The organism is Bacillus cereus group sp. MYBK30-2, from assembly GCF_051915945.1.
Classification (GTDB): domain Bacteria; phylum Bacillota; class Bacilli; order Bacillales; family Bacillaceae_G; genus Bacillus_A; species Bacillus_A paramycoides.
This window is the reverse complement of record NZ_JBQAFR010000004.1, coordinates 173348-194292: the sequence shown is the minus strand read 5'-3', so window position 1 is coordinate 194292 and position 20945 is coordinate 173348. Positions and strand designations below refer to the sequence as shown.

Here is a 20945-nt window from a genome sequence, read left to right as displayed (position 1 = left end):
GTAAGATCCCTGAAAGATGATCAGGTTGATAGGTTCGAGGTGGAAGCATGGTGACATGTGGAGCTGACGAATACTAATAGATCGAGGACTTAACCATATAATATGTAGCAATGTTATCTAGTTTTGAGAGAACATAAAAAACTTATTGACTTTATTAGTGAATAAGGTATAATAATGTTTGTCTCAAGCGAATAGAGTCTGGTAATGATGGCAGAGAGGTCACACCCGTTCCCATACCGAACACGGAAGTTAAGCTCTCTAGCGCCGATGGTAGTTGGGACCTTGTCCCTGTGAGAGTAGGACGTTGCCAGGCAATATTATTCCGCAGTAGCTCAGCGGTAGAGCTATCGGCTGTTAACCGATCGGTCGTAGGTTCGATTCCTACCTGCGGAGCCATGTGGAGAGCTGTCCGAGTTGGCCGAAGGAGCACGATTGGAAATCGTGTATACGTCACAAGCGTATCAAGGGTTCGAATCCCTTGCTCTCCGCCATAAGGAATTTATAATATTTGGCCCGTTGGTCAAGTGGTTAAGACACCGCCCTTTCACGGCGGTAACACGGGTTCGAATCCCGTACGGGTCACCACTTTTGGAGGATTAGCTCAGCTGGGAGAGCACCTGCCTTACAAGCAGGGGGTCGGCGGTTCGATCCCGTCATCCTCCACCATATAAATTATATGAATAATATTGTCGCGGGGTGGAGCAGTACGGTAGCTCGTCGGGCTCATAACCCGAAGGTCGCAGGTTCAAATCCTGTCCCCGCAACCAAATGGTCCCGTGGTGTAGTGGTTAACATGCCTGCCTGTCACGCAGGAGATCGCCGGTTCGACCCCGGTCGGGACCGCCATTTTAATAAGGCTCGGTAGCTCAGTCGGTAGAGCAGAGGACTGAAAATCCTCGTGTCGGCGGTTCGATTCCGTCCCGAGCCACCATTTTAATAAAATACGCCGGCTTAGCTCAATTGGTAGAGCAACTGACTTGTAATCAGTAGGTTGGGGGTTCAAGTCCTCTAGCCGGCACCATGTAAGTTTCGGAGGGGTAGCGAAGTGGCTAAACGCGGCGGACTGTAAATCCGCTCCTTCGGGTTCGGCAGTTCGAATCTGCCCCCCTCCACCATTTACATAGGGGCATAGTTTAAAGGTAGAACTGAGGTCTCCAAAACCTCCAGTGTGGGTTCGATTCCTACTGCCCCTGCCAAATATAAACACAACATGGCGGTTGTGGCGAAGTGGTTAACGCACCGGATTGTGGCTCCGGCATTCGTGGGTTCGATTCCCATCAGTCGCCCCATTTTTATTTTTAAAAATTACAAATAAATTAATGGATACTTACATATAATTAAGTAAAACTTCGGTGGGCTATAGCCAAGCGGTAAGGCAACGGACTTTGACTCCGTCATGCGCTGGTTCGAATCCAGCTAGCCCAGCCATTTTTGCGGAAGTAGTTCAGTGGTAGAATACAACCTTGCCAAGGTTGGGGTCGCGGGTTCGAATCCCGTCTTCCGCTCCATTTTAACTTCATATGGCGGCATAGCCAAGTGGTAAGGCAGAGGTCTGCAAAACCTTTACCACCGGTTCGAATCCGGTTGCCGCCTTTCTTATTATGCCGATGTGGCGGAATTGGCAGACGCGCACGACTCAAAATCGTGTTCCTTCGGGAGTGTCGGTTCGACCCCGACCATCGGTATCGGTGACTTGATAAAAAGGCTCTAACATTATTGTTAGAGTCTTTTTTGTTTTTTAGACATACCTAATGTTACTGGAGCATTAACTAACCTCGGAGATCTTCCTGAATAGAAATAAAGGGAAATAAAAAACTTCTATTTAGGAAGTTTTTTATTTTTGTTGTTAAAAGATGTTATTTGAGTGTTAAACTCGTAATAAACTTAGAAATTCATGTATAATATAATTTGTTGAATGAACAAAATGATAGTGATTTATATTATGTCAGTAATATGAATCAATAATGAACTTTTTACATTTATTTTAAAAAAGTGTTGAATAAACATTATATTTCATATTAATATTTTTATGTAGATTTAAAACGGGAAAGAGAGTGGAAAGTATGGGCCGTAAATGGAACAACATTAAAGACAAAAAAGCATCAAAAGATGCAAATACAAGCCGTATATACGCGAAATTTGGACGTGAAATTTATGTGGCAGCAAAACAAGGCGAACCAGATCCAGAATCAAACCAAACGCTAAGAGTTGTATTAGAGCGTGCGAAAACATACAATGTGCCAAGAACCATTATTGATCGTGCGATTGAAAAAGCAAAAGGTGGTTCAGAAGAAAACTACGATGAGCTTCGTTACGAAGGGTTTGGACCAAATGGATCTATGGTAATTGTGGATACACTTACAAATAACGTAAACCGTACTGCAGCAGATGTACGAGCTGCATTTAGCAAAAACAGTGGTAACATGGGCGTAAACGGTTCTGTAGCTTACATGTTTGATGCGACAGCTGTTATTGGTCTTGAAGGTAAAACATCAGATGAAGTTCTTGAAATTTTAATGGAAGCAGATGTAGATGCGCGTGACATTCTAGAAGAAGAAGATTCTGTCATCGTTTATGCTGAACCTGATCAATTCCATTCAGTACAATCTGCACTTAAAGATGCTGGTGTTGAAGAATTTACAGTTGCAGAATTAACAATGCTTGCACAAAGTGATGTAACACTTCCTGAAGATGCTCAAGTACAATTTGAAAAAATGATTGATGCATTAGAAGATTTAGAAGATGTACAGCAAGTTTACCACAACGTAGACTTAGGAGAATAATATAAGACAGAAGACCCTTTCGTTTAACGAAAGGGGTCTCTTTTTTATTGAATTAATTAAGATGATAAAGTTTTAAAGGTGTTTTGTTGTAGTTAGGGAATATGGTTATAGATTGTATATGAAATAATCGTATTTCTAGGAGGTATTTATGTGGAGCATAAAACACCAAAGCATATTGTTGCCGTAGCAGGTTATTTGACAAATGAGAAGAATGAGGTACTTTTAACGAAAGTGCACTGGCGAGCCGATACGTGGGAAATGCCTGGAGGACAGGTAGAAGAAGGGGAAGCACTCGATCAAGCTGTTTGTAGGGAGATAATGGAGGAAACGGGTTTAACTGTGAAGCCTATCGGAGTTACAGGGGTTTATTATAACGCTTCTATGCATATTTTAGCTGTTGTTTTTAAAGTGGCATATGTTAGTGGTGAAATAAAAATTCAACCTGAAGAAATAAAAGAAGCCAAATTTGTTGCTTTAAACGAAGAGAATATCGATGAGTATATAACGCGTCCTCATATGAAATCAAGGACACTTGATGCGATGAAAGCAACGCATTTCATTCCATACGAAACATGGGAAGTTCAGCCGTATAATCTTATCGGAAGAATGTAAAGTTTAGGTTAGCTATTTGAGGACATCTCAAATTGCTAACCTTTTCTTTATGTATACTGTTTCAGAAAAAGGTCAAAATGATAAAGTGAAACTTTAATCAGTGGAGGGTGTTCATCCCCCACTGATTATTAGCCCGTACCAATCGGGCTTTTAGGGGGAGTCTTACTGCCCGCAAATAGTGGGATAATACGAAGGATAGTCTTGATTTCGGGAACATTTGTTCTGTATAATGATAATATATCGTATATAATTAGATTGCTAGATGTTTAAAAGTAAAAATTTATAGCTGATATAATAAAAGAATAAAGTATATATTAAGAGGCTTTTATAAGGGACTTAGTGCTGTCTTAAGCTCTTTACTTTGACTGGTTATTAAGGGAAACACTACGCCTGCAAATAATGAGGGAAATAATGTATATTCAACATTTCATATGAGTAGTAGATAAAAAAGGACTGTGATACAATACATTTTTATACCTTACAATGTTGTAAGGTAGGTGTAAGAGAAATCGATGGGATATTCTTTTACAACAAGGTATTCTTAAGTTAAGAGTTATATATGCTGTGTGGAAAAGAGGTGTTCAAGATGAAAGAACGAGTATTATCTAGAGTGAACTATCATCAAAAAGTTGCATTGAATCCAATAACTAAATTTCTTTATAAAGCCATCATTTTATTATTATTGTTAAGTTGTACATTATTATTCATTGGAAATGTAATGATTGAGCGAAGTGATATTAGTAAATTGCAAGTACCCGCTAAGTTAGAGGTGCCAGAATCATTAACACACGCATTTATTGCGACGGAAGATAAAAGATTTTATCATCATAATGGTTTAGACTATATAGCAATTATTCGAGCGTCTATTGAAAATATAAAAGCTGGTGGTGTTGTGCAAGGAGGAAGCACGATTACACAGCAGTTATCTAAAAATGCTTTCTTATCTAATGAACGTACATTTTCTCGTAAGTGGAAAGAGATTTTTTATACGAAAAAAATTGAACGTACATTCACGAAAGATGAGATTTTAAAATTATACGTGAGTAATATTTACTACGGAGAAGGGGCATGGGGAATTGAAAAAGCAGCAAACCTTTACTTCGGTAAAAAGGTGGATCAATTAACGTTGGCTGAGAGTGCAATGATGGCTGCTGTAGTAAAAGCGCCAGCTTATTACTCACCTGCACAAAATTATGATAAAGCAGTAGAGAGACGAAATGTAGTTTTAAGACTAATGGAGAAAGAAGGATATATAAATCATGATGAATATGTGCAGGCAGTTAGTGAGAAATTAGTAATTCGTCATGATATAAAAACAGAGCAGTCCATGTTAAAAAATGCCCGTGAAAAAGCAGTAAGTTAAAAGAAGTTCCTATAGAGGAGCTTCTTTTTTTGAATAAAATGTGACAAATAGCGACACAATATTGTCACAATTGTTGCGTTTTTGTAATTTATGTGAGCGTGTTCATTGCGTGACCTATGAAAGTATTGATATTATGTGTATTGTGTACAATGATGTATACAGAATATGAATTTAAAGAGGAATGTATATGAAATCATCGAACAAACTCATGGCTCTTGGTATAGTTTTTTCTATCGCAGTATTGATTGTAATCGGGACGATTGTGTATAGCATCATAAATGACAAAAAAGATAAAGGGAATGAGATGTTTGCTTATTCTACGCAACAATCTTTAGGGAAAGATGATGCGCCAGTTAAGGTAGTTGAATTTGGCGACTTTAAATGCCCAGCTTGTCGTACGTGGGATGCAACAGTATTACCACGATTAAAAGAAGAATATATTGATAAAGGCAAAGTACAGTTATATTTCATTAACTTCCCATTTATCGGAAAAGATTCTGATTTAGGTGCAGCTGCTGGTGAAGCAATTTATAAACAAGATAAAGATTCATTCTGGATTTTCTATGATGAGATTTATCAAAGTCAAAAGAAAGATACGGAAGAATGGATTACAGAAGAATTACTTCTTAAGATTGTGCAAGACAAGCTTCCAAAAATTAATGTAGAACAATTTAAAAAAGATTTACACAGTAAAGAAATTAAAGAACAAGTACGTAAAGATTCAGATCGTGCAAAAAAATTAAAAGTTCAAGGTGCTCCTTCAGTATATATAAATGGAAATCTTGCAAACCCTGATTTCGATAGTATGAAGAAGGCAATTGATAAAGAATTGAAAAAGTGATGAGTACCTCATCACTTTTTCGACTTTTTTCGATAAAATTCTTGCTTCGTATTTTTTTACATGTTATACTACTTTACATAAGTTATTTCAATATCTTATATTTATTTCATATTTGCGGGTGTAGTTTAGTGGTAAAACAAGAGCCTTCCAAGCTCTGGTCGAGAGTTCGATTCTCTTCACCCGCTCCAAATTTTATTTAATGTTTTTCTAATAAATTGTGATCAACGCAGTGTTTCGTTTCCAAGATAAACGAGGCATTGCGTTTTTTAATGTTTGAAAATCATAATTGTATGCGAAAATAGAAGTAAAGAATATTATTCCAAAAGTGAATTGCTAACCAATATAGTCGTTACATAAGGGATGGATTCATCGGAGGAGGCGATTAAGAATGGATTTTGAACAATTAAAGCAAGAAGTAATTGCGTATAGTAAAACGATTGGTATAGATAAAATAGGGTTTGCCAGTGCGTCACCATTTGAGGAATTAAAGCAGCGTCTAATCCAGCAACAACAATTAAATTATCAGTCTGGATTCGAAGAGCCTGACATAGAGAAGAGAACTAATCCACAGCTATTGTTACCTGGTGCGAAATCAATTATTGCGATTGCTTTGGCATATCCTTCAAAATTAAAAAATGCACCATTAAGTAAGCGGGGAGAACGACGTGGGATTTTTTGCCGCGCTTCTTGGGGACAAGATTATCATCTTGTTTTACGAGATCGTTTGCAAAAGTTAGAGGCATATTTAATCGAAAAACTTCCGGATATAGAAGTGAAATCAATGGTTGATACAGGTGAGCTAAGTGATCGAGCTGTATCAGAGCGTGCAGGTATTGGGTGGAGTGGTAAGAACTGCGCTATTATTACGCCTGAATTTGGTTCGTATGTATACTTAGGAGAAATGATTACGAATGTTCCATTTCCTCCTGATCAGCCAATAGAAGATCAGTGTGGAAGTTGTACGAAATGTATTGATATTTGTCCTACAGGTGCTTTAATACAAGGTGGACAGTTAGACTCGAAGAAATGTATCGCCTTTTTAACACAGACAAAAGGATTTCTGCCTGAAGAATATCGCGATAAAATAGGAAATCGTATATATGGGTGTGATACATGTCAGACTGTTTGTCCGAAAAATAAAGGAATGGATTTTCATAACCATCCTGAAATGGAGCCAGATCCTGAGTTAGTTAAACCGTTATTAACACCGCTTTTAACAATTAGTAATCGTGATTTTAAAGAGAAGTATGGAATTATGTCTGGTTCATGGAGAGGTAAAAAGCCATTGCAACGAAATGCCATTTTAGCACTTGCACATTTTAAAGAAACAGCAGCAATTCCTGATTTAATTGGTGTTATGAAAGATGACCCAAGGCCAGTACTTCGCGGAACAGCAGCATGGGCACTTGGAAAAATTGGTGGAGATGGAGTAGGCGAAGCCATTGAAAAAGCGATGGGACGCGAGAAGGACGAAGAGGTTCTTCATGAAATGAATCGTGGGCTTGAATTGTTAGCGCAGAAAAAAGAGTAGATAATATCTCCCTTTTTCATATTGTAATATGGGAGGGAGACTGAATGGTTGTAAAAGCGAGTATTGAAAAGCAAGTGCAACAGTTTTTAGCATATATAACAGAGAAACGAACAGATGTGGACGGTATTGCAGAAGATTTATTACAAATGGTACAGAGAAAGAAACAATTGTTTCAAAAACGTAGTGCAGATATAGTGAAAGCGACTGCGGATATTTCTTTCATTAGACAATTAAATAGTAGTGAGCATCAAGAAATTGATTATCAAATACACTTGAAATATTTAATTAAGCATAAAGAATTATTTTATATCGAAGAGGAACAATTAAAACGACGAGTCTGTTTAAGCAATAGCCGTATAATAGATGATTATGCTATTGAAGTGCAAGAAGAGAGTGGAATAGGTGAGACGTTAGAGCGGGAAGTCACGAAAGAAAAATACGGTTCATATCAATATAATCGTTTAGAAGCAGTAAAATATGCAGAGCGCTGGTGGGATGATCGAAATCCTGCGTATCGTAATTTCCCTGATAATTGTACGAATTATATTTCGCAATGTCTTCATACTGGAGAAGTACCAATGAACGGGTATCCTAATATCCGTAAAGGATGGTGGCAAAGAGAAAACCAGTGGAGTTGGAGTTGGGCTGTAGCACACTCTTTTTATTGGTATTTGTCAGGCGCTACAACTGGTCTTCGAGCAGAAGCAGTAGAAAAGCCAGAAGACCTTATTCTTGGTGATGTAATTGTTTATGATTTCGAGGATGATGGTAGGTGGAATCATACGACGATTGTAGTAGCGAAAGATGCAGATGGGATGCCGCTTGTAAATGCACATTCAGCGAATAGCCGTCGGCGTTATTGGAATTATGAAGACTCTAGTAAATACACACCACAAATGAAATATAAATTCTTTCATATTATTAATGGGTAGAGATTTTTCGTTCAAGTGGTATAATACGTAGTAGACAAAAAATAGAGGTGAATATCGCGTGGGAGTACATGTTGTTTTATATCAACCAGAAATTCCAGCAAATACAGGAAATATTGCACGTACTTGTGCAGCAACTGGAACAGAATTACATTTGATTAGACCGCTTGGATTTTCAACGGATGACAAAATGTTAAAGCGTGCAGGATTAGATTATTGGCAGCACGTAAAAATTACGTATTATGATTCAATCGAAGAGTTTTATGAGAAAAATAAAGATGGTGAATTCTTCTATTTAACAAAGTATGGCGAGAAAGCTCATACAGCATTTGATTATAGCAAACGTGAGAAGGATTACTATTTCGTGTTTGGAAGAGAAACAAATGGATTACCAGCTAATGTAATTGAAGAAAACTTCGATCATTGTTTACGTATTCCAATGACGGATAAAGTACGTTCATTAAATTTATCTAATACAGCAGCAATTTTAATTTATGAAGCGTTCCGTCAACAAAATTATCCAGGATTAGATTTAGAAATCGTTTATTAAAAGTCGCCATTTGGCGACTTTTTTATTTAAATAAAAATAATATGTAATCATACATTTTAAAAAAGGGACATATTCATATAGAATGAGATATATGAATAAAAATAGAGAAGACGGGTTGAGATAAATATGAAAGAAAAGTATAACAGTCAAAATACCTTTTTAAGTATGATAGATATGGATTTAATAAGACAAGGGTTGCTACATGCTATTCAAGATTTAGTATTCATTGTGAAAGTTATTGATGATGAAACTTTTAAATACATATATGTGAATAAAATAGGGATGGATCACGCTAGGCTAAGCGAAGAGTGTTACGGAAAAACTTTTGCAGAAGTATTGCCAGAAGGTACGACAAGAATATTACAAGGGCAATATGTAAAAGTAATGAAAGAAGCGAGAGCGCATACTTTTTGTGATGTAATCAGTTTACCAACTGGTGATATCCATTATGAATCTTCACTTAATCCAGTATACGATGTGGATGGAATATGCCAGTTTATTATTTGTATTACTAGGGATATTACAGCACAGGTTGAGGAAAAGGTGGAAATAGAGGAAAAACAAATGTTATTTAAGTCATTACTAGAATATAATAATGATTCCATTATATCTGTAGACTCTACTGGGAGAATTACATATGCAAATCCAGCAACGTATGAAATATTTGGATATCGATATGAAGAGCTAAGTAATCAATTTGTTTTTCAGTTTATAAATAAGGAATATGAACAAGCTTTTCAAACTATATTTAAGGGTGCTTTACAGGGAAGGACAAAACAAGTCGTTGCAAAGAAATATGTTCATAAAGAAGGATACGAACTGTATATTTCTGTGAGAACTATCCCGATTATTGTGAATGGTGAAATTGTTGGGGTATATATTGTTACGAGAGACGTTACAATGCAAGTATTAAATGAAATGAAAACAGAATATTTGGCTTACTATGATCAGTTAACAGGGCTAATGAATAGAATTTCATGTACAAATAAATTAAATGTTCTTTTAAATGATAATAAAGAGTTTGCTCTTGTTTTTATAGATTTGGATGAATTTCACCTAATTAATGATACATTTGGTCATAAAGAAGGAGATCAAGTATTAAAAAAAGTCACGGAATGCTTACGAAACCAACAAATAGAAGGTATGCACTTATTTAGAGAACACGATGATCAATTTGTTATGTTAATAGAAAATATAACGAAAGAATGCGTAGAGGAAGTTGCACAAACTATATTAAAGAAAATTAGTGAGCATTTTGTAATAGAGGAAGAGGATGTTTATTTAAGTGCATCAATTGGGATTGTAATGGCCCCAAAAGATGGAGTGGATGAAAAAATGCTTTTCCAAAGAGTCGACGCAGCTTTAGAGAAAGCAAAAGAAAAAGGAAAAGGGCATTATTATTTTTATTGCAATGGATTAGATTGTGAACGTGAACAAAGGTTTGTAATAGAAAACCAGTTGCATCGTGCTATAGAGAAAAAGGAATTTTTCCTATATTATCAACCTCAAATCAATATTGAAACAGAAACGATAGCGAGTATGGAAGCTCTAATAAGGTGGGAGAATAAAGGGCTGGGTCTCGTCCCGCCAAATCAATTTATTCCACTTGCTGAAAGAACGGGGTTTATTATTAAACTTGATGAATGGGTAGTGCATCAAGTTTGTAAGCAAATACGTGAATGGTTAAATAAAGGATATAAGGTTGTACCGATTGCAGTTAATATTTCGGCTAGACATTTTCGTTCTATTACATTAATAGAGATGATTACACGAGCTTTAAAGAAGTACAATGTGCCACCTCATTTATTATCAATAGAAGTTACAGAAGGGGCCCTTATACATAAAGATTTATCGAAAAGAGTGTTATTACAGTTAAAAGAACAAAATTTAAAGATTCATTTAGATGATTTTGGAACGGGATATTCATCTTTAAGTTATTTAAAAACATATCCAATTGATACGTTAAAAATTGATCGTTCTTTTATGGAAGGTATATATAAAGATGAAAGAGATACGAATATTACGGCTGCAATTATTCATTTAGCACATACTCTAGGGTTAAATGTAATTGCAGAAGGAGTAGAGAAAGCGGAACAAATACAATTTTTAAAGGAAAAGAATGTGAAACTCGTACAGGGATATTATTATAATCGCCCTTTATCGATATGCGATGTGGAAAATATTTATTTTAAATAATTTAAAAAAACGAGAAAAAAGTGATGTGCTAAAAGCACATCACTTTTTATGTGTACCTGGTTTATCGTTGTAACCAGATGTGAAAATAGCTGTAAGAAATGTAAGTGATACACCTAAAATTAATAATAACTTCATACTAATTTCCTCCTTACTTTTTCGGTTTACGAATTCTATTTATGAATCGAAATGTATGTAAGGTTCTTAGAAGAAAAGAATTTATTTATAATGAATAGCAGTGTAAAAACTTTAATACCTATATTATACAGAATTTTCTTTGAATTTTGGAGAGAATTTTATAGCGCTATTATATATTTCGTTTTGATTTAAAGAATGTTTAAGGACATCCTAGCATACCTTTTATAATAATCCGATTGAACAAGGAGATGGGGGAGGAGCTATAATGGATATTCTAAAAAAGATTGAACAGCATCGAGCAGCAGAAGAACGTTTACAATGGGAAGGTACGTTTGCGGAGTATTTGGAGCTTGTGAAAGAAAGACCATGGGTGGCTCAAACAGCACACTCTCGCATTTACAATATGATAAAAGATGCCGGAATTGAAGAAGTTGATGGTAGAAGAAAATATAATTTCTTTAGTAATCAGCTGTTTGGATTAGAGGATGCATTAGAGCGTCTTGTGGAAGAATATTTTCATCCGTCTGCAAAAAGATTAGATGTTAGAAAGCGTATTTTATTATTAATGGGTCCTGTCAGTGGAGGGAAATCAACATTAGTTACGATGCTGAAACGAGGATTAGAAACATACTCACGTACAGATCGTGGAGCGATCTTTGCAATTAAAGGCTGCCCGATGCATGAAGATCCACTTCATTTAATTCCGCATCATTTACGGGATGATTTCTTTGATGAGTATGGAGTAAGAATTGAAGGGAATTTATCACCATTAAATGTTATGCGTCTAGAGCAAGAATATGGATCAAGAATTGAGGATGTAGTTGTAGAGCGTATTTTCTTCTCTGAAGATCGCCGTACAGGGATTGGTACATTTAGTCCGTCTGATCCAAAATCACAAGATATTGCCGATTTAACAGGTAGTCTAGACTTTTCAACAATTGCAGAATATGGTTCAGAATCAGATCCACGTGCGTATCGATTTGATGGAGAATTAAATAAGGCGAACCGAGGTATGATGGAATTCCAAGAAATGTTAAAATGTGATGAGAAATTTTTATGGCATTTATTATCGCTTACGCAAGAAGGGAATTTCAAAGCAGGAAGATTTGCGCTTATTTCAGCAGATGAATTAATTGTAGCGCATACAAATGAAACAGAGTATCGCTCATTTATAGCAAATAAGAAAAATGAAGCATTGCATTCACGAATTATTGTAATGCCAGTTCCATATAATTTACGGGTGAGTGAAGAGGAACATATTTATGAAAAAATGATTCGTGAAAGTGATGTATCCAATGTCCACATTGCACCACATACACTTCGAGTTGCAGCAATGTTCACTATTTTAACTCGTTTAAAAGATCCGAAGCGTCCGGATATTGATTTAATTAAAAAGATGCGTTTATATGATGGAGAAACGGTAGAAGGTTATAATGCGATTGATGTAGAGGAGCTGCAACGCGAATATCAAGATGAAGGTATGAAGGGTATTGATCCTCGATATGTCATTAACCGAATTTCTTCTACAATTATTCGAAAAGAGGTACCATCTATTAACGCGTTAGATGTACTTAGATCTTTAAAAGATGGATTGGATCAGCATCCATCGATTAGTAATGAAGATCGAGAGCGTTATATGAATTTCATCTCATTAGCGAGAAAAGAATACGATGAAATTGCTAAGAAAGAAGTACAAAAAGCGTTTGTTTATTCATACGAAGAATCAGCTAAGACACTTATGGATAATTACTTAGATAACGTCGAAGCGTACTGCAATAAATCAAAATTACGTGATCCGTTAACGGGCGAAGAAATGAGCCCGGATGAAAAACTTATGCGTTCGATTGAAGAGCAAATTGGAATTTCAGAAAATGCTAAGAAAGCATTCCGTGAAGAAATTTTAATTCGTATTTCTGCTTATGCACGTAAAGGAAAACGCTTTGATTATAATTCACACGAACGTCTTCGTGAAGCGATTCAGAAAAAGCTATTTGCTGATTTAAAAGATATAGTGAAAATTACAACATCAACGAAAACACCGGACGAAAATCAGCTTAAGAAAATCAATGATGTTGTTGCACGTTTAATTGATGAGCATGGCTATAATTCTTCATCTGCGAATGAACTGTTACGCTATGTAGGTAGTTTGTTAAATCGATAGTCTGATAATAAAAACGCTGTCTCTTGTTCTCGGGACAGCGTTTTTTTATCCACTGATATTTGTAAAAAGTGTCATAGCTTGTCCGAATATAATAAATTAAGATGCAATTTCATGAATTTATTGTCAATTATTTTTACAATATGCATATGATAGAGTAACCAACCATTCATACGAAAAAAGCCAACACAATACAATATGTTGCAAAGCGGAGATGTGTGCAACAATGCGTTGTGTTTCTTTCTTATCAACGGCTGAATGTTTCTTTCTATTATGTGAGTGGCAAAATTTTGTTTAAGATGCTCGGAGTATTGTGCGAAAAATAATTGATATGTTTATGGGATAAGTTTCGATGAACAGTTACTTTTCAAATATTCTAGTTATGCACACTAGAAAACAAAATTATAGATTGCTGTTCATATGAAAGAAAAATACAGTAAGGAGGGAAAGGCATGGGCGAAGAAAATCAACCAAACTATACGATTTCACAGGAAAACTGGTCCCTCCATCGCAAAGGATATGACGACCAACAACGCCATCAGGAAAAAGTACAAGAAGCAATTAAAAATAATTTACCAGACCTTGTAACAGAAGAAAATATTGTTATGTCTAATGGTAGGGATGTTGTGAAAATACCGATTCGTTCTTTAGATGAATATAAGATTAGATATAATTATGATAAAAATAAACATGTAGGGCAAGGAAACGGTGATAGCAAAGTTGGTGATGTCGTTGCGAGAGATGGATCAGGTGGTCAAAAGCAGAAAGGACCAGGAAAAGGGCAAGGAGCGGGAGATGCAGCTGGGGAAGATTATTATGAAGCGGAAGTTTCAATTTTAGAATTAGAGCAAGCGTTTTTCAAAGAGTTAGAGCTACCTAATTTAAAGCGAAAAGAAATGGATGAAAACCGAATTGAGCACATTGAATTTAATGATATTAGAAAAACAGGATTATGGGGAAATATTGATAAGAAACGAACGATGATATCCGCATATAAACGAAATGCAATGCGCGGTAAAGCATCTTTCCATCCGATTCACCAAGAAGATTTAAAGTTCCGTACTTGGAATGAAGTGTTAAAGCCAGATTCGAAAGCTGTTGTATTAGCGATGATGGATACGAGTGGATCGATGGGAATATGGGAGAAGTATATGGCACGTAGCTTCTTCTTTTGGATGACAAGATTTTTACGCACAAAATATGAAACAGTTGATATTGAGTTTATTGCACATCATACGGAAGCGAAAGTCGTCACAGAAGAAGAGTTTTTCTCAAAAGGTGAGAGTGGCGGAACAATATGTTCTTCTGTATATAAAAAAGCACTTGAGTTAATCGATAATAAATATTCACCAGATCGCTATAATATTTATCCATTCCATTTTTCAGACGGTGATAATTTAACTTCGGATAATGCTAGATGCGTAAAGCTTGTGGAAGAGTTGATGAAGAAGTGTAATATGTTTGGTTATGGGGAAGTGAACCAATACAACCGCCACAGTACGCTTATGTCGGCATATAAAAATATTAAAGATGAGAATTTCAGATATTATATTTTAAAGCAAAAAGCAGATGTATTTCATGCAATGAAAAGCTTTTTTAGAGAAGAATCCGGAGAGAAAATGGCATAACCCCTTAAAAGGGGTTAATTTTTTTGTAAACTTTTTATTTTTCAGTCTACAATGAGAAATATTATCATTTATTCAAGGAATGATTACATTTTGATTTATATATTTATGAAGGAAATGAAATTATTGAACGATTAAGTGATACAAATAAATTATTTGTAAGTAAAGAGAATGATAAGTTAGAAGGTTATGTATATGTTGAAGTAAATCCGCAGTTTCATGAAGCAAATGTCGAATTTATTGCAACTGCTGTAAATAGTAGGAGAAAAGGTGTTGGAGAGTGTTTATTACAAGCTGCAATCCAGTATATTTTCTCCTTCCAAGGGATGGAAGAGATAGAACTATGTTTGAATACGAATAATGAAAGTGCTATGAAATTGTATAAGAAAGTAGGTTTTGAAGAGAAGTCATGTTTACAGCACTATATAATAGAGTAAAAAACCCATTCGTATGAAAATTACATTTTATACGAATGGGTTTTTAAAATTTACTTTTCCACTTTCAGTAATGACCGATTCAGGGGTAACTTAAGGACCGAATTCTTCTTTTAAGTGCTTATCATATAGCGTATGGAGGAAGTTTACCTTGCCTAGCTCTTCAAGCTCTTTATTTACCCAATCATGCAAAAATTTCGTTCACTATATGGTCAAAATGTATAAAGAAATAATATGAAATATTGCATTTTATATTATTTTATCTGGATAATATGTTAACTTCTTGAATGGAATATTTAAATAGGAGGAAATAGTGTGAACAAGAAATCAAAGTTCAATAAAGTGATGCTTAGTATTAGTACAATGGCTCTATCGTTAGGAGCAATTCAAACTCATGTGTCAGCGGAAGAAAAAGTACCATATAACGTGTTGAAATCGAAACCGGTCGGAATTGAAAAAACAGTAGATGAGATTGGACATGCTTCGAAAGTTGATGAAACATTATCGTTTCAAGAACGTTTAAAAGTAGGAGACTTTTCACAACGTCCAGCACCTATTATGAAAAGTTCAGTAAGAAAACAAGTTAAAGAAAACTATTCAATGGCTGATTTAAACAAAATGAGTCATCAAGAGTTAATTGAAACGTTAGGGAGTATTAAGTGGAATCAAATTACAGATTTATTCCAGTTTAATGAAGACGCAAAAGCTTTCTATCAAGACAAAGGAAGAATGCAAGTAATTATAGATGAATTAGCTCATAGAGGTAGTACATTTACGAAAGATGATTCAAAGGGAATTCAAACATTTACTGAAGTATTACGTTCGGCTTTTTACCTTGCATTTTATAATAAAGAATTAAGCGATTTAAATGAAAGAAGCTTTCAGGACAAATGTTTACCAGCGTTAAAAGCTATTGCAAAAAATCCAAATTTTAAGCTTGGAACAAATGAGCAAGATGCAGTAGTATCTGCATACGGTAAATTAATTAGTAATGCTTCAAGTGATGTTGAAACGGTTCAATACGCAACTAGTATTTTAAAGCAGTATAACGATAATTTTGCTGCATATGTTAGTGATCGTATGAAAGGACAAGCAGTATACGATATTATGCAAGGCATCGATTATGATATGCAATCTTATTTATTTGAAACTCGTAAAGAAGCAAAAGATACAATGTGGTATGGGAAAGTAGATGGATTTATTAATGAGATTAATCGCATTGCTCTTCTAAATCAAGTAACATCAGAAAATAAGTGGCTTATAAATAATGGAATTTATTTTGCTAGTCGTTTAGGAAAGTTTCATAGTAATCCAAATAAAGGCTTAGAAGTTGTAACACAAGCAATGTATATGTATCCACGTCTAAGTGAAGCTTATTTTGTTGCGGTAGAACAAATTACAACTAATTATAACGGGAAAGATTATAACGGAAATACGATAGATTTAGAAAAGATACGTGAAGAAGGAAAACAGCAGTACTTACCAAAAACGTATACATTTGATGGTGGATCTATTGTATTTAAAACAGGAGATAAAGTATCAGAAGAAAAAATTAAGAGATTATACTGGGCAGCAAAGGAAGTAAAGGCGCAATATCACCGTGTAATCGGTAATGATAAAGCTTTAGAACAAGGTAATGCAGACGATGTATTAACGATAGTAATCTATAACACTCCAGATGAATATCAGCTAAATAGACAACTGTACGGATATGAAACAAACAACGGTGGAATTTATATTGAAGAGACAGGCACATTCTTTACATATGAGCGTATGCCAGAACAAAGTATTTATAGTTTAGAAGAGTTATTCCGTCATGAGTTTACTCATTATCTTCAAGGAAGATATGAGGTTCCAGGTTTATTTGGAAGAGGAGATATGTATCAAAATGAAAGATTAACTTGGTTCCAAGAAGGGAATGCGGAATTTTTTGCGGGATCTACTCGTACGAATAACGTTGTACCGAGAAAGAGCATAATTAGTGGCTTATCATCTGATCCTGCAAGCCGTTATACAGCAGAGCGTACACTATTTGCTAAATATGGTTCTTGGGATTTCTATAACTACTCGTTCGCATTGCAGTCTTACTTATATACGCATCAATTTGAAACATTTGATAAAATTCAAGATTTAATTCGTGCGAATGACGTGAAAAATTATGATACGTATCGTGAGACTTTGAGTAAAGATTCGAAATTAAATAAAGAGTATCAAGAGTATATGCAGCAGTTAATTGATAATCAAGATAAGTACAATGTGCCGGAAGTAGCAGATGATTATTTAGCTGAACATGCACCAAAAGCATTAACAGCAGTAAAGAAGGAAATTAACGATACGTTGCATATGAAAGATGCAAAAATGATAAAGCATACATCTCAATTCTTCAATACATTTACATTAGAAGGTACGTATACAGGTAATGTAACAAAGGGTGAATCAGAAGATTGGAAAGCAATGAGTAAAAGAGTAAATGAAGCTTTAGAACAATTAGCGCAAAAAGAATGGAGTGGCTACAAAACTGTTACAGCATACTTCGTCAATTATCGTGTGAATGCTTCAAATGAATTTGAATATGATGTAGTCTTCCATGGTATTGCAAAAGATGAAGAAGAAAATAAAGCTCCGACGGTTAATATAAATGGTCCTTACAATGGGCTTGTAAAGGAAGGCATTCAATTTAAGAGTGATGGTTCAAACGATGAAGATGGAAAAATCGTTTCTTATTTATGGGACTTTGGAGATGGGAATACAAGCACAGAAGTTAATCCAGTACATGCATATGAAAAGGCAGGAACATATAAAGCAACATTAACAGTGAAAGATGATAAAGGAAAAGAAAGCAAAAGTGAAACAGCGGTTACGATTAAAGATGGGAGTTTAATAGAATCCGAACCAAACAATCGTCCAGATGAAGCAAATCGTATCGGACTAAATACCACTATTAAAGGTAGTCTTATTGGTGGGGATCATACGGACGTTTATACATTTAATGTGGCATCAGCGAAAGATATCGATATTTCTGTTCTAAATGAATATGGAATCGGGATGACATGGGTGCTTCACCACGAATCAGATATGCAAAATTATGCAGCTTACGGTCAAGCCAATGGAAATCATATAGAAGCAAAATTTAACGCAAAACCGGGCAAATACTACTTGTATGTATATAAATATGATAATGGTGATGGAACGTACTCATTATCAGTAAAATAAGTGTTCTTCCAATGTATGTTTCACTTTACTTTTTGTGGAAAATAATATATTATATAGATATATAATATATCGGTTATTTTCTAGGAGGAGCCTGTCACAATAGGTTTCTCCTGTTCTTTTTTAGAGACCTGTCTTACAGGTTTTTCTTTAAAGGATAAATAACTGAAAATTAAGATTAATAATCTTTGAAAGAGGTGGGGCATACACATAACAAAAAAGGATTGTTTAAGAAAGGGGGATAAGAAATGGTCTTGTTTGGTTATCCACTTGAAATAATTTATTTATACGGATTTATAATTGCTACTATACTTACTGTAATTTATATCTTTTTTGGAGATATATTTGAATCGATATTTAGTTTTGGTGGAGGGTCTGTATCCGTTGTTACTTTATTACTTAGTTTTTTCGCCATGTTATGTGGACTTAGTTATATAGGAGAATATTTATTCTCCTTTAATAGCATTATTATTTTTGGGGGCTCATTTGCTATATCCTTTATCGGTGTTTTCATAATGAAAATATTAATTTTAAAACCGATTGCAGAGGCAGAGCAAAATACAGTACAACGCATGGATGAATTTATTGGACGAAAAGGAGAAGTAATTATAACGATTCCGAAAGAAGGATTTGGTGAAGTATTAATCTCCTCCCAATTTGGAAGTAATGCAATACCAGCGAAAACGATTGGGAAAAAAGATATTCCACAAGGAACTGAAGTTATTATCGAGGGAGTTCAAGATGGTGTTTTGCTTGTACAGAACATCGCTTATTCTTTAAAGAAACCAAAATTATAAGGGGGAATTTACATGACGATTCCATTAATTATCGGTGGAGTTTTACTCGCAATTTTAATTCTACTCATTTTAGTGTTCATTACGAAGTATCGTACAGTTGGCCCAGACGAAGCATTAATTGTAACAGGGAACTGGCTTGGTGGTGGAAAGAATGTCGTTACCACTGATGATGGAAAGAAGATTAAGATTATCCGCGGTGGCGGTACTTTCATAGTTCCAATTATGCAAAGAGGAGAGCCTCTTAGCTTATTAAACTACAAATTAGAAGTTGGAACACGTGATACGTATACGAAACAAGGTGTACCGATTACAGTAAACGGTGTTTCTATTATTAAAGTAGGATCGACAATTGAAGAAGTATCTACAGCAGCTGAACAATATTTAGGAAAAGAAACGGAAGAGTTAAAAATAGAAGCAAAAGAAGTTTTAGAAGGGCATTTACGTGCTATCTTATCTTCTATGACAGTAGAAGATGCTTATAGTAACAGAGAGCAATTTGCTCAAAAGGTGCATGAAGTAGCTTCGACTGATTTGAAGAAAATGGGTCTTCGCATCGTTTCCTTTACAATTAAAGAAATAATGGATAAAAACGGGTACTTAGATGCACTTGGTCAGCCACAAATTGCAATGGTTAAGCGTGATGCAACGGTTGCGAATGCAGAGCGTGAAAAAGAGGCACGAATTGAAAAAGCTCGTGCTGAGAAAGAAGCGAAAGAAGCTGAATATCAACGTGATGCACAAATCGCTGAAGCTGAAAAACATAAGGAATTAAAAGTGCAATCTTATAAGAGAGACCAAGAACAAGCTCGTGCAGATGCGGATCTTTCTTACGAATTGCAACAGGCGAAAGCGCAACAAGGTGTTACAGAAGAGCAAATGCGAGTTAAAATCATTGAGCGTGAAAAGCAAATTGAGTTAGAAGAAAAAGAGATTGCACGTCGTGAAAAGCAATATGATGCAGAAGTGAAGAAAAAGGCAGATGCAGATCGCTATGCTGTTGAACAATCAGCTGAAGCGGAAAAAGTAAAACAAATGAAAAAAGCAGATGCGGATCAATATAAAATTGAAGCAGAAGCAAGAGCACGTGCAGAAGAAGTTCGTGTGGAAGGTTTAGCAAAAGCAGAAATTGAAAAAGCACAAGGTCAGGCGAAGGCAGAAGTACAAAAGGCACAAGGTACAGCGGAAGCAGATGTTATTAGGTTAAAAGGTTTAGCAGAAGCAGAAGCGAAACAAAAAATTGCAGAAGCATTTGAATTATATGGGCAAGCCGCGATTATGGATATGGTCCTTAAAATGCTTCCAAGTTATGCGAAAGAAGTTGCGAGTCCACTTAGCAACATTGATAAAATTACAGTCGTTGATACAGGTGGCGGTGGCAAGAATAGCGGCGCCGGGAAAGTTGCAGGGTATGCGACAGATTTAATGGCAACAATGCAAGAAACTTTAAAAGCCTCTTCTGGTATTGATTTAAAAGAATTACTAGAAGGATTCGCTGGAAAAGGTGCTGTGCAGCAACTATCAAATGATAAACCTGTCGTATCTGTAGTAGAAGATGAGAAAAAAGAAGTAGAAAAAGATAGAGAATAGTAAAATAGGAAGAACCTCTAGTAAATAGGATACTAGAGGTTCTTCCGTGAAATGTAATATTTCGAATAATGCAACATTTTTATATAGTGTTTTAATTATTTAATTTCTATAGAATGAGAAATGTATGCAAAAATTCTTCAAATGTAGAGAAAGATGAGGAAAAGAGATAGAGAGTCTCGTCAACGCAATTGTAT

General features: G+C 35.4%; 13 protein-coding genes, 16 tRNA genes, 2 rRNA genes and 1 pseudogene. All 32 read left to right on the top strand.

The window, feature by feature from the left end; translation table 11 throughout:
* Window positions 1–97 (top strand): 23S ribosomal RNA (locus ACTFQM_RS22395); the annotation flags it as partial.
* 100 nt (window positions 98–197) lie between these two features.
* A 5S ribosomal RNA gene (gene rrf, locus ACTFQM_RS22390) occupies window positions 198–313 on the top strand.
* Between the two features lie 8 nt (window positions 314–321).
* Window positions 322–396, top strand: a tRNA-Asn gene (locus tag ACTFQM_RS22385).
* Window positions 397–399: 3 nt separating this feature from the next.
* A tRNA-Ser gene (locus tag ACTFQM_RS22380) sits at window positions 400–491 on the top strand.
* A 19-nt stretch (window positions 492–510) separates the two neighbouring features.
* A tRNA-Glu gene (locus ACTFQM_RS22375) sits at window positions 511–585 on the top strand.
* A 5-nt stretch (window positions 586–590) separates the two neighbouring features.
* Window positions 591–666: transfer RNA gene (locus tag ACTFQM_RS22370), tRNA-Val, on the top strand.
* A gap of 24 nt (window positions 667–690) precedes the next feature.
* Window positions 691–767 (top strand) — tRNA-Met (locus ACTFQM_RS22365).
* 3 nt (window positions 768–770) lie between these two features.
* Window positions 771–846: transfer RNA gene (locus tag ACTFQM_RS22360), tRNA-Asp, on the top strand.
* 9 nt (window positions 847–855) lie between these two features.
* Window positions 856–931, top strand: a tRNA-Phe gene (locus ACTFQM_RS22355).
* Window positions 932–945: 14 nt separating this feature from the next.
* Window positions 946–1021 (top strand) — tRNA-Thr (locus tag ACTFQM_RS22350).
* 10 nt (window positions 1022–1031) lie between these two features.
* Window positions 1032–1115: transfer RNA gene (locus tag ACTFQM_RS22345), tRNA-Tyr, on the top strand.
* Between the two features lie 7 nt (window positions 1116–1122).
* Window positions 1123–1196: transfer RNA gene (locus tag ACTFQM_RS22340), tRNA-Trp, on the top strand.
* Between the two features lie 17 nt (window positions 1197–1213).
* Window positions 1214–1289: transfer RNA gene (locus ACTFQM_RS22335), tRNA-His, on the top strand.
* Window positions 1290–1353: 64 nt separating this feature from the next.
* A tRNA-Gln gene (locus ACTFQM_RS22330) sits at window positions 1354–1428 on the top strand.
* 5 nt (window positions 1429–1433) lie between these two features.
* Window positions 1434–1508 (top strand) — tRNA-Gly (locus ACTFQM_RS22325).
* A gap of 14 nt (window positions 1509–1522) precedes the next feature.
* Window positions 1523–1593 (top strand) — tRNA-Cys (locus tag ACTFQM_RS22320).
* A 10-nt stretch (window positions 1594–1603) separates the two neighbouring features.
* A tRNA-Leu gene (locus ACTFQM_RS22315) sits at window positions 1604–1685 on the top strand.
* Window positions 1686–2063: 378 nt separating this feature from the next.
* The gene (locus tag ACTFQM_RS22310) at window positions 2064–2783 is read left to right on the top strand and encodes a YebC/PmpR family DNA-binding transcriptional regulator (RefSeq protein WP_002174764.1); all 720 of its coding nucleotides are present in this window, start codon (window positions 2064–2066) and stop codon (window positions 2781–2783) included.
* Window positions 2784–2933: 150 nt separating this feature from the next.
* The gene (locus tag ACTFQM_RS22305) at window positions 2934–3395 is read left to right on the top strand and encodes an NUDIX hydrolase (protein WP_071717510.1); all 462 of its coding nucleotides are present in this window, start codon (window positions 2934–2936) and stop codon (window positions 3393–3395) included.
* A gap of 586 nt (window positions 3396–3981) precedes the next feature.
* The gene (locus tag ACTFQM_RS22300) at window positions 3982–4758 is read left to right on the top strand and encodes a transglycosylase domain-containing protein (RefSeq protein ID WP_440036317.1); all 777 of its coding nucleotides are present in this window, start codon (window positions 3982–3984) and stop codon (window positions 4756–4758) included.
* A gap of 187 nt (window positions 4759–4945) precedes the next feature.
* Window positions 4946–5599: a DsbA family protein gene (locus ACTFQM_RS22295; RefSeq protein ID WP_025149728.1), complete on the top strand. Its 654-nt coding sequence runs from the start codon at window positions 4946–4948 to the stop codon at window positions 5597–5599.
* A 114-nt stretch (window positions 5600–5713) separates the two neighbouring features.
* Window positions 5714–5787: transfer RNA gene (locus ACTFQM_RS22290), tRNA-Gly, on the top strand.
* Between the two features lie 200 nt (window positions 5788–5987).
* Window positions 5988–7130 carry a tRNA epoxyqueuosine(34) reductase QueG gene (gene queG, locus ACTFQM_RS22285; RefSeq protein ID WP_002174768.1) on the top strand — a complete coding sequence of 381 codons (1143 nt, stop codon included), beginning with the start codon at window positions 5988–5990 and terminating at the stop codon, window positions 7128–7130.
* 44 nt (window positions 7131–7174) lie between these two features.
* Window positions 7175–8062 carry an amidase domain-containing protein gene (locus ACTFQM_RS22280; RefSeq protein ID WP_048370614.1) on the top strand — a complete coding sequence of 296 codons (888 nt, stop codon included), beginning with the start codon at window positions 7175–7177 and terminating at the stop codon, window positions 8060–8062.
* Between the two features lie 58 nt (window positions 8063–8120).
* Window positions 8121–8609 (top strand): tRNA (uridine(34)/cytosine(34)/5-carboxymethylaminomethyluridine(34)-2'-O)-methyltransferase TrmL, encoded by a 489-nt coding sequence (trmL, locus tag ACTFQM_RS22275; RefSeq protein ID WP_000538147.1) that lies wholly within the window; start codon window positions 8121–8123, stop codon window positions 8607–8609.
* Between the two features lie 126 nt (window positions 8610–8735).
* A complete protein-coding gene (locus ACTFQM_RS22270) occupies window positions 8736–10805 on the top strand; it encodes a sensor domain-containing protein (RefSeq protein ID WP_440036316.1) in 2070 nt (689 codons plus the stop codon).
* A gap of 400 nt (window positions 10806–11205) precedes the next feature.
* Complete coding sequence (locus ACTFQM_RS22265; RefSeq protein ID WP_000353273.1) at window positions 11206–13101, top strand: PrkA family serine protein kinase; 1896 nt, start codon at window positions 11206–11208, stop codon at window positions 13099–13101.
* 449 nt (window positions 13102–13550) lie between these two features.
* Window positions 13551–14726, top strand: a complete 1176-nt coding sequence (gene yhbH, locus ACTFQM_RS22260) for a sporulation protein YhbH (RefSeq protein WP_002174772.1) — start codon at window positions 13551–13553, stop codon at window positions 14724–14726.
* 104 nt (window positions 14727–14830) lie between these two features.
* Window positions 14831–15160: pseudogene (locus ACTFQM_RS22255) on the top strand (GNAT family N-acetyltransferase); the annotation flags it as partial.
* A 312-nt stretch (window positions 15161–15472) separates the two neighbouring features.
* Complete coding sequence (colA, locus tag ACTFQM_RS22250; RefSeq protein WP_440036315.1) at window positions 15473–18370, top strand: collagenase ColA; 2898 nt, start codon at window positions 15473–15475, stop codon at window positions 18368–18370.
* Between the two features lie 245 nt (window positions 18371–18615).
* The gene (locus ACTFQM_RS22245; RefSeq protein WP_440036314.1) at window positions 18616–19164 is read left to right on the top strand and encodes an NfeD family protein; all 549 of its coding nucleotides are present in this window, start codon (window positions 18616–18618) and stop codon (window positions 19162–19164) included.
* Between the two features lie 12 nt (window positions 19165–19176).
* A complete protein-coding gene (locus tag ACTFQM_RS22240) occupies window positions 19177–20751 on the top strand; it encodes a flotillin family protein (RefSeq protein ID WP_048370624.1) in 1575 nt (524 codons plus the stop codon).
* The last annotated feature ends 194 nt before the right edge of the window (window positions 20752–20945 follow it).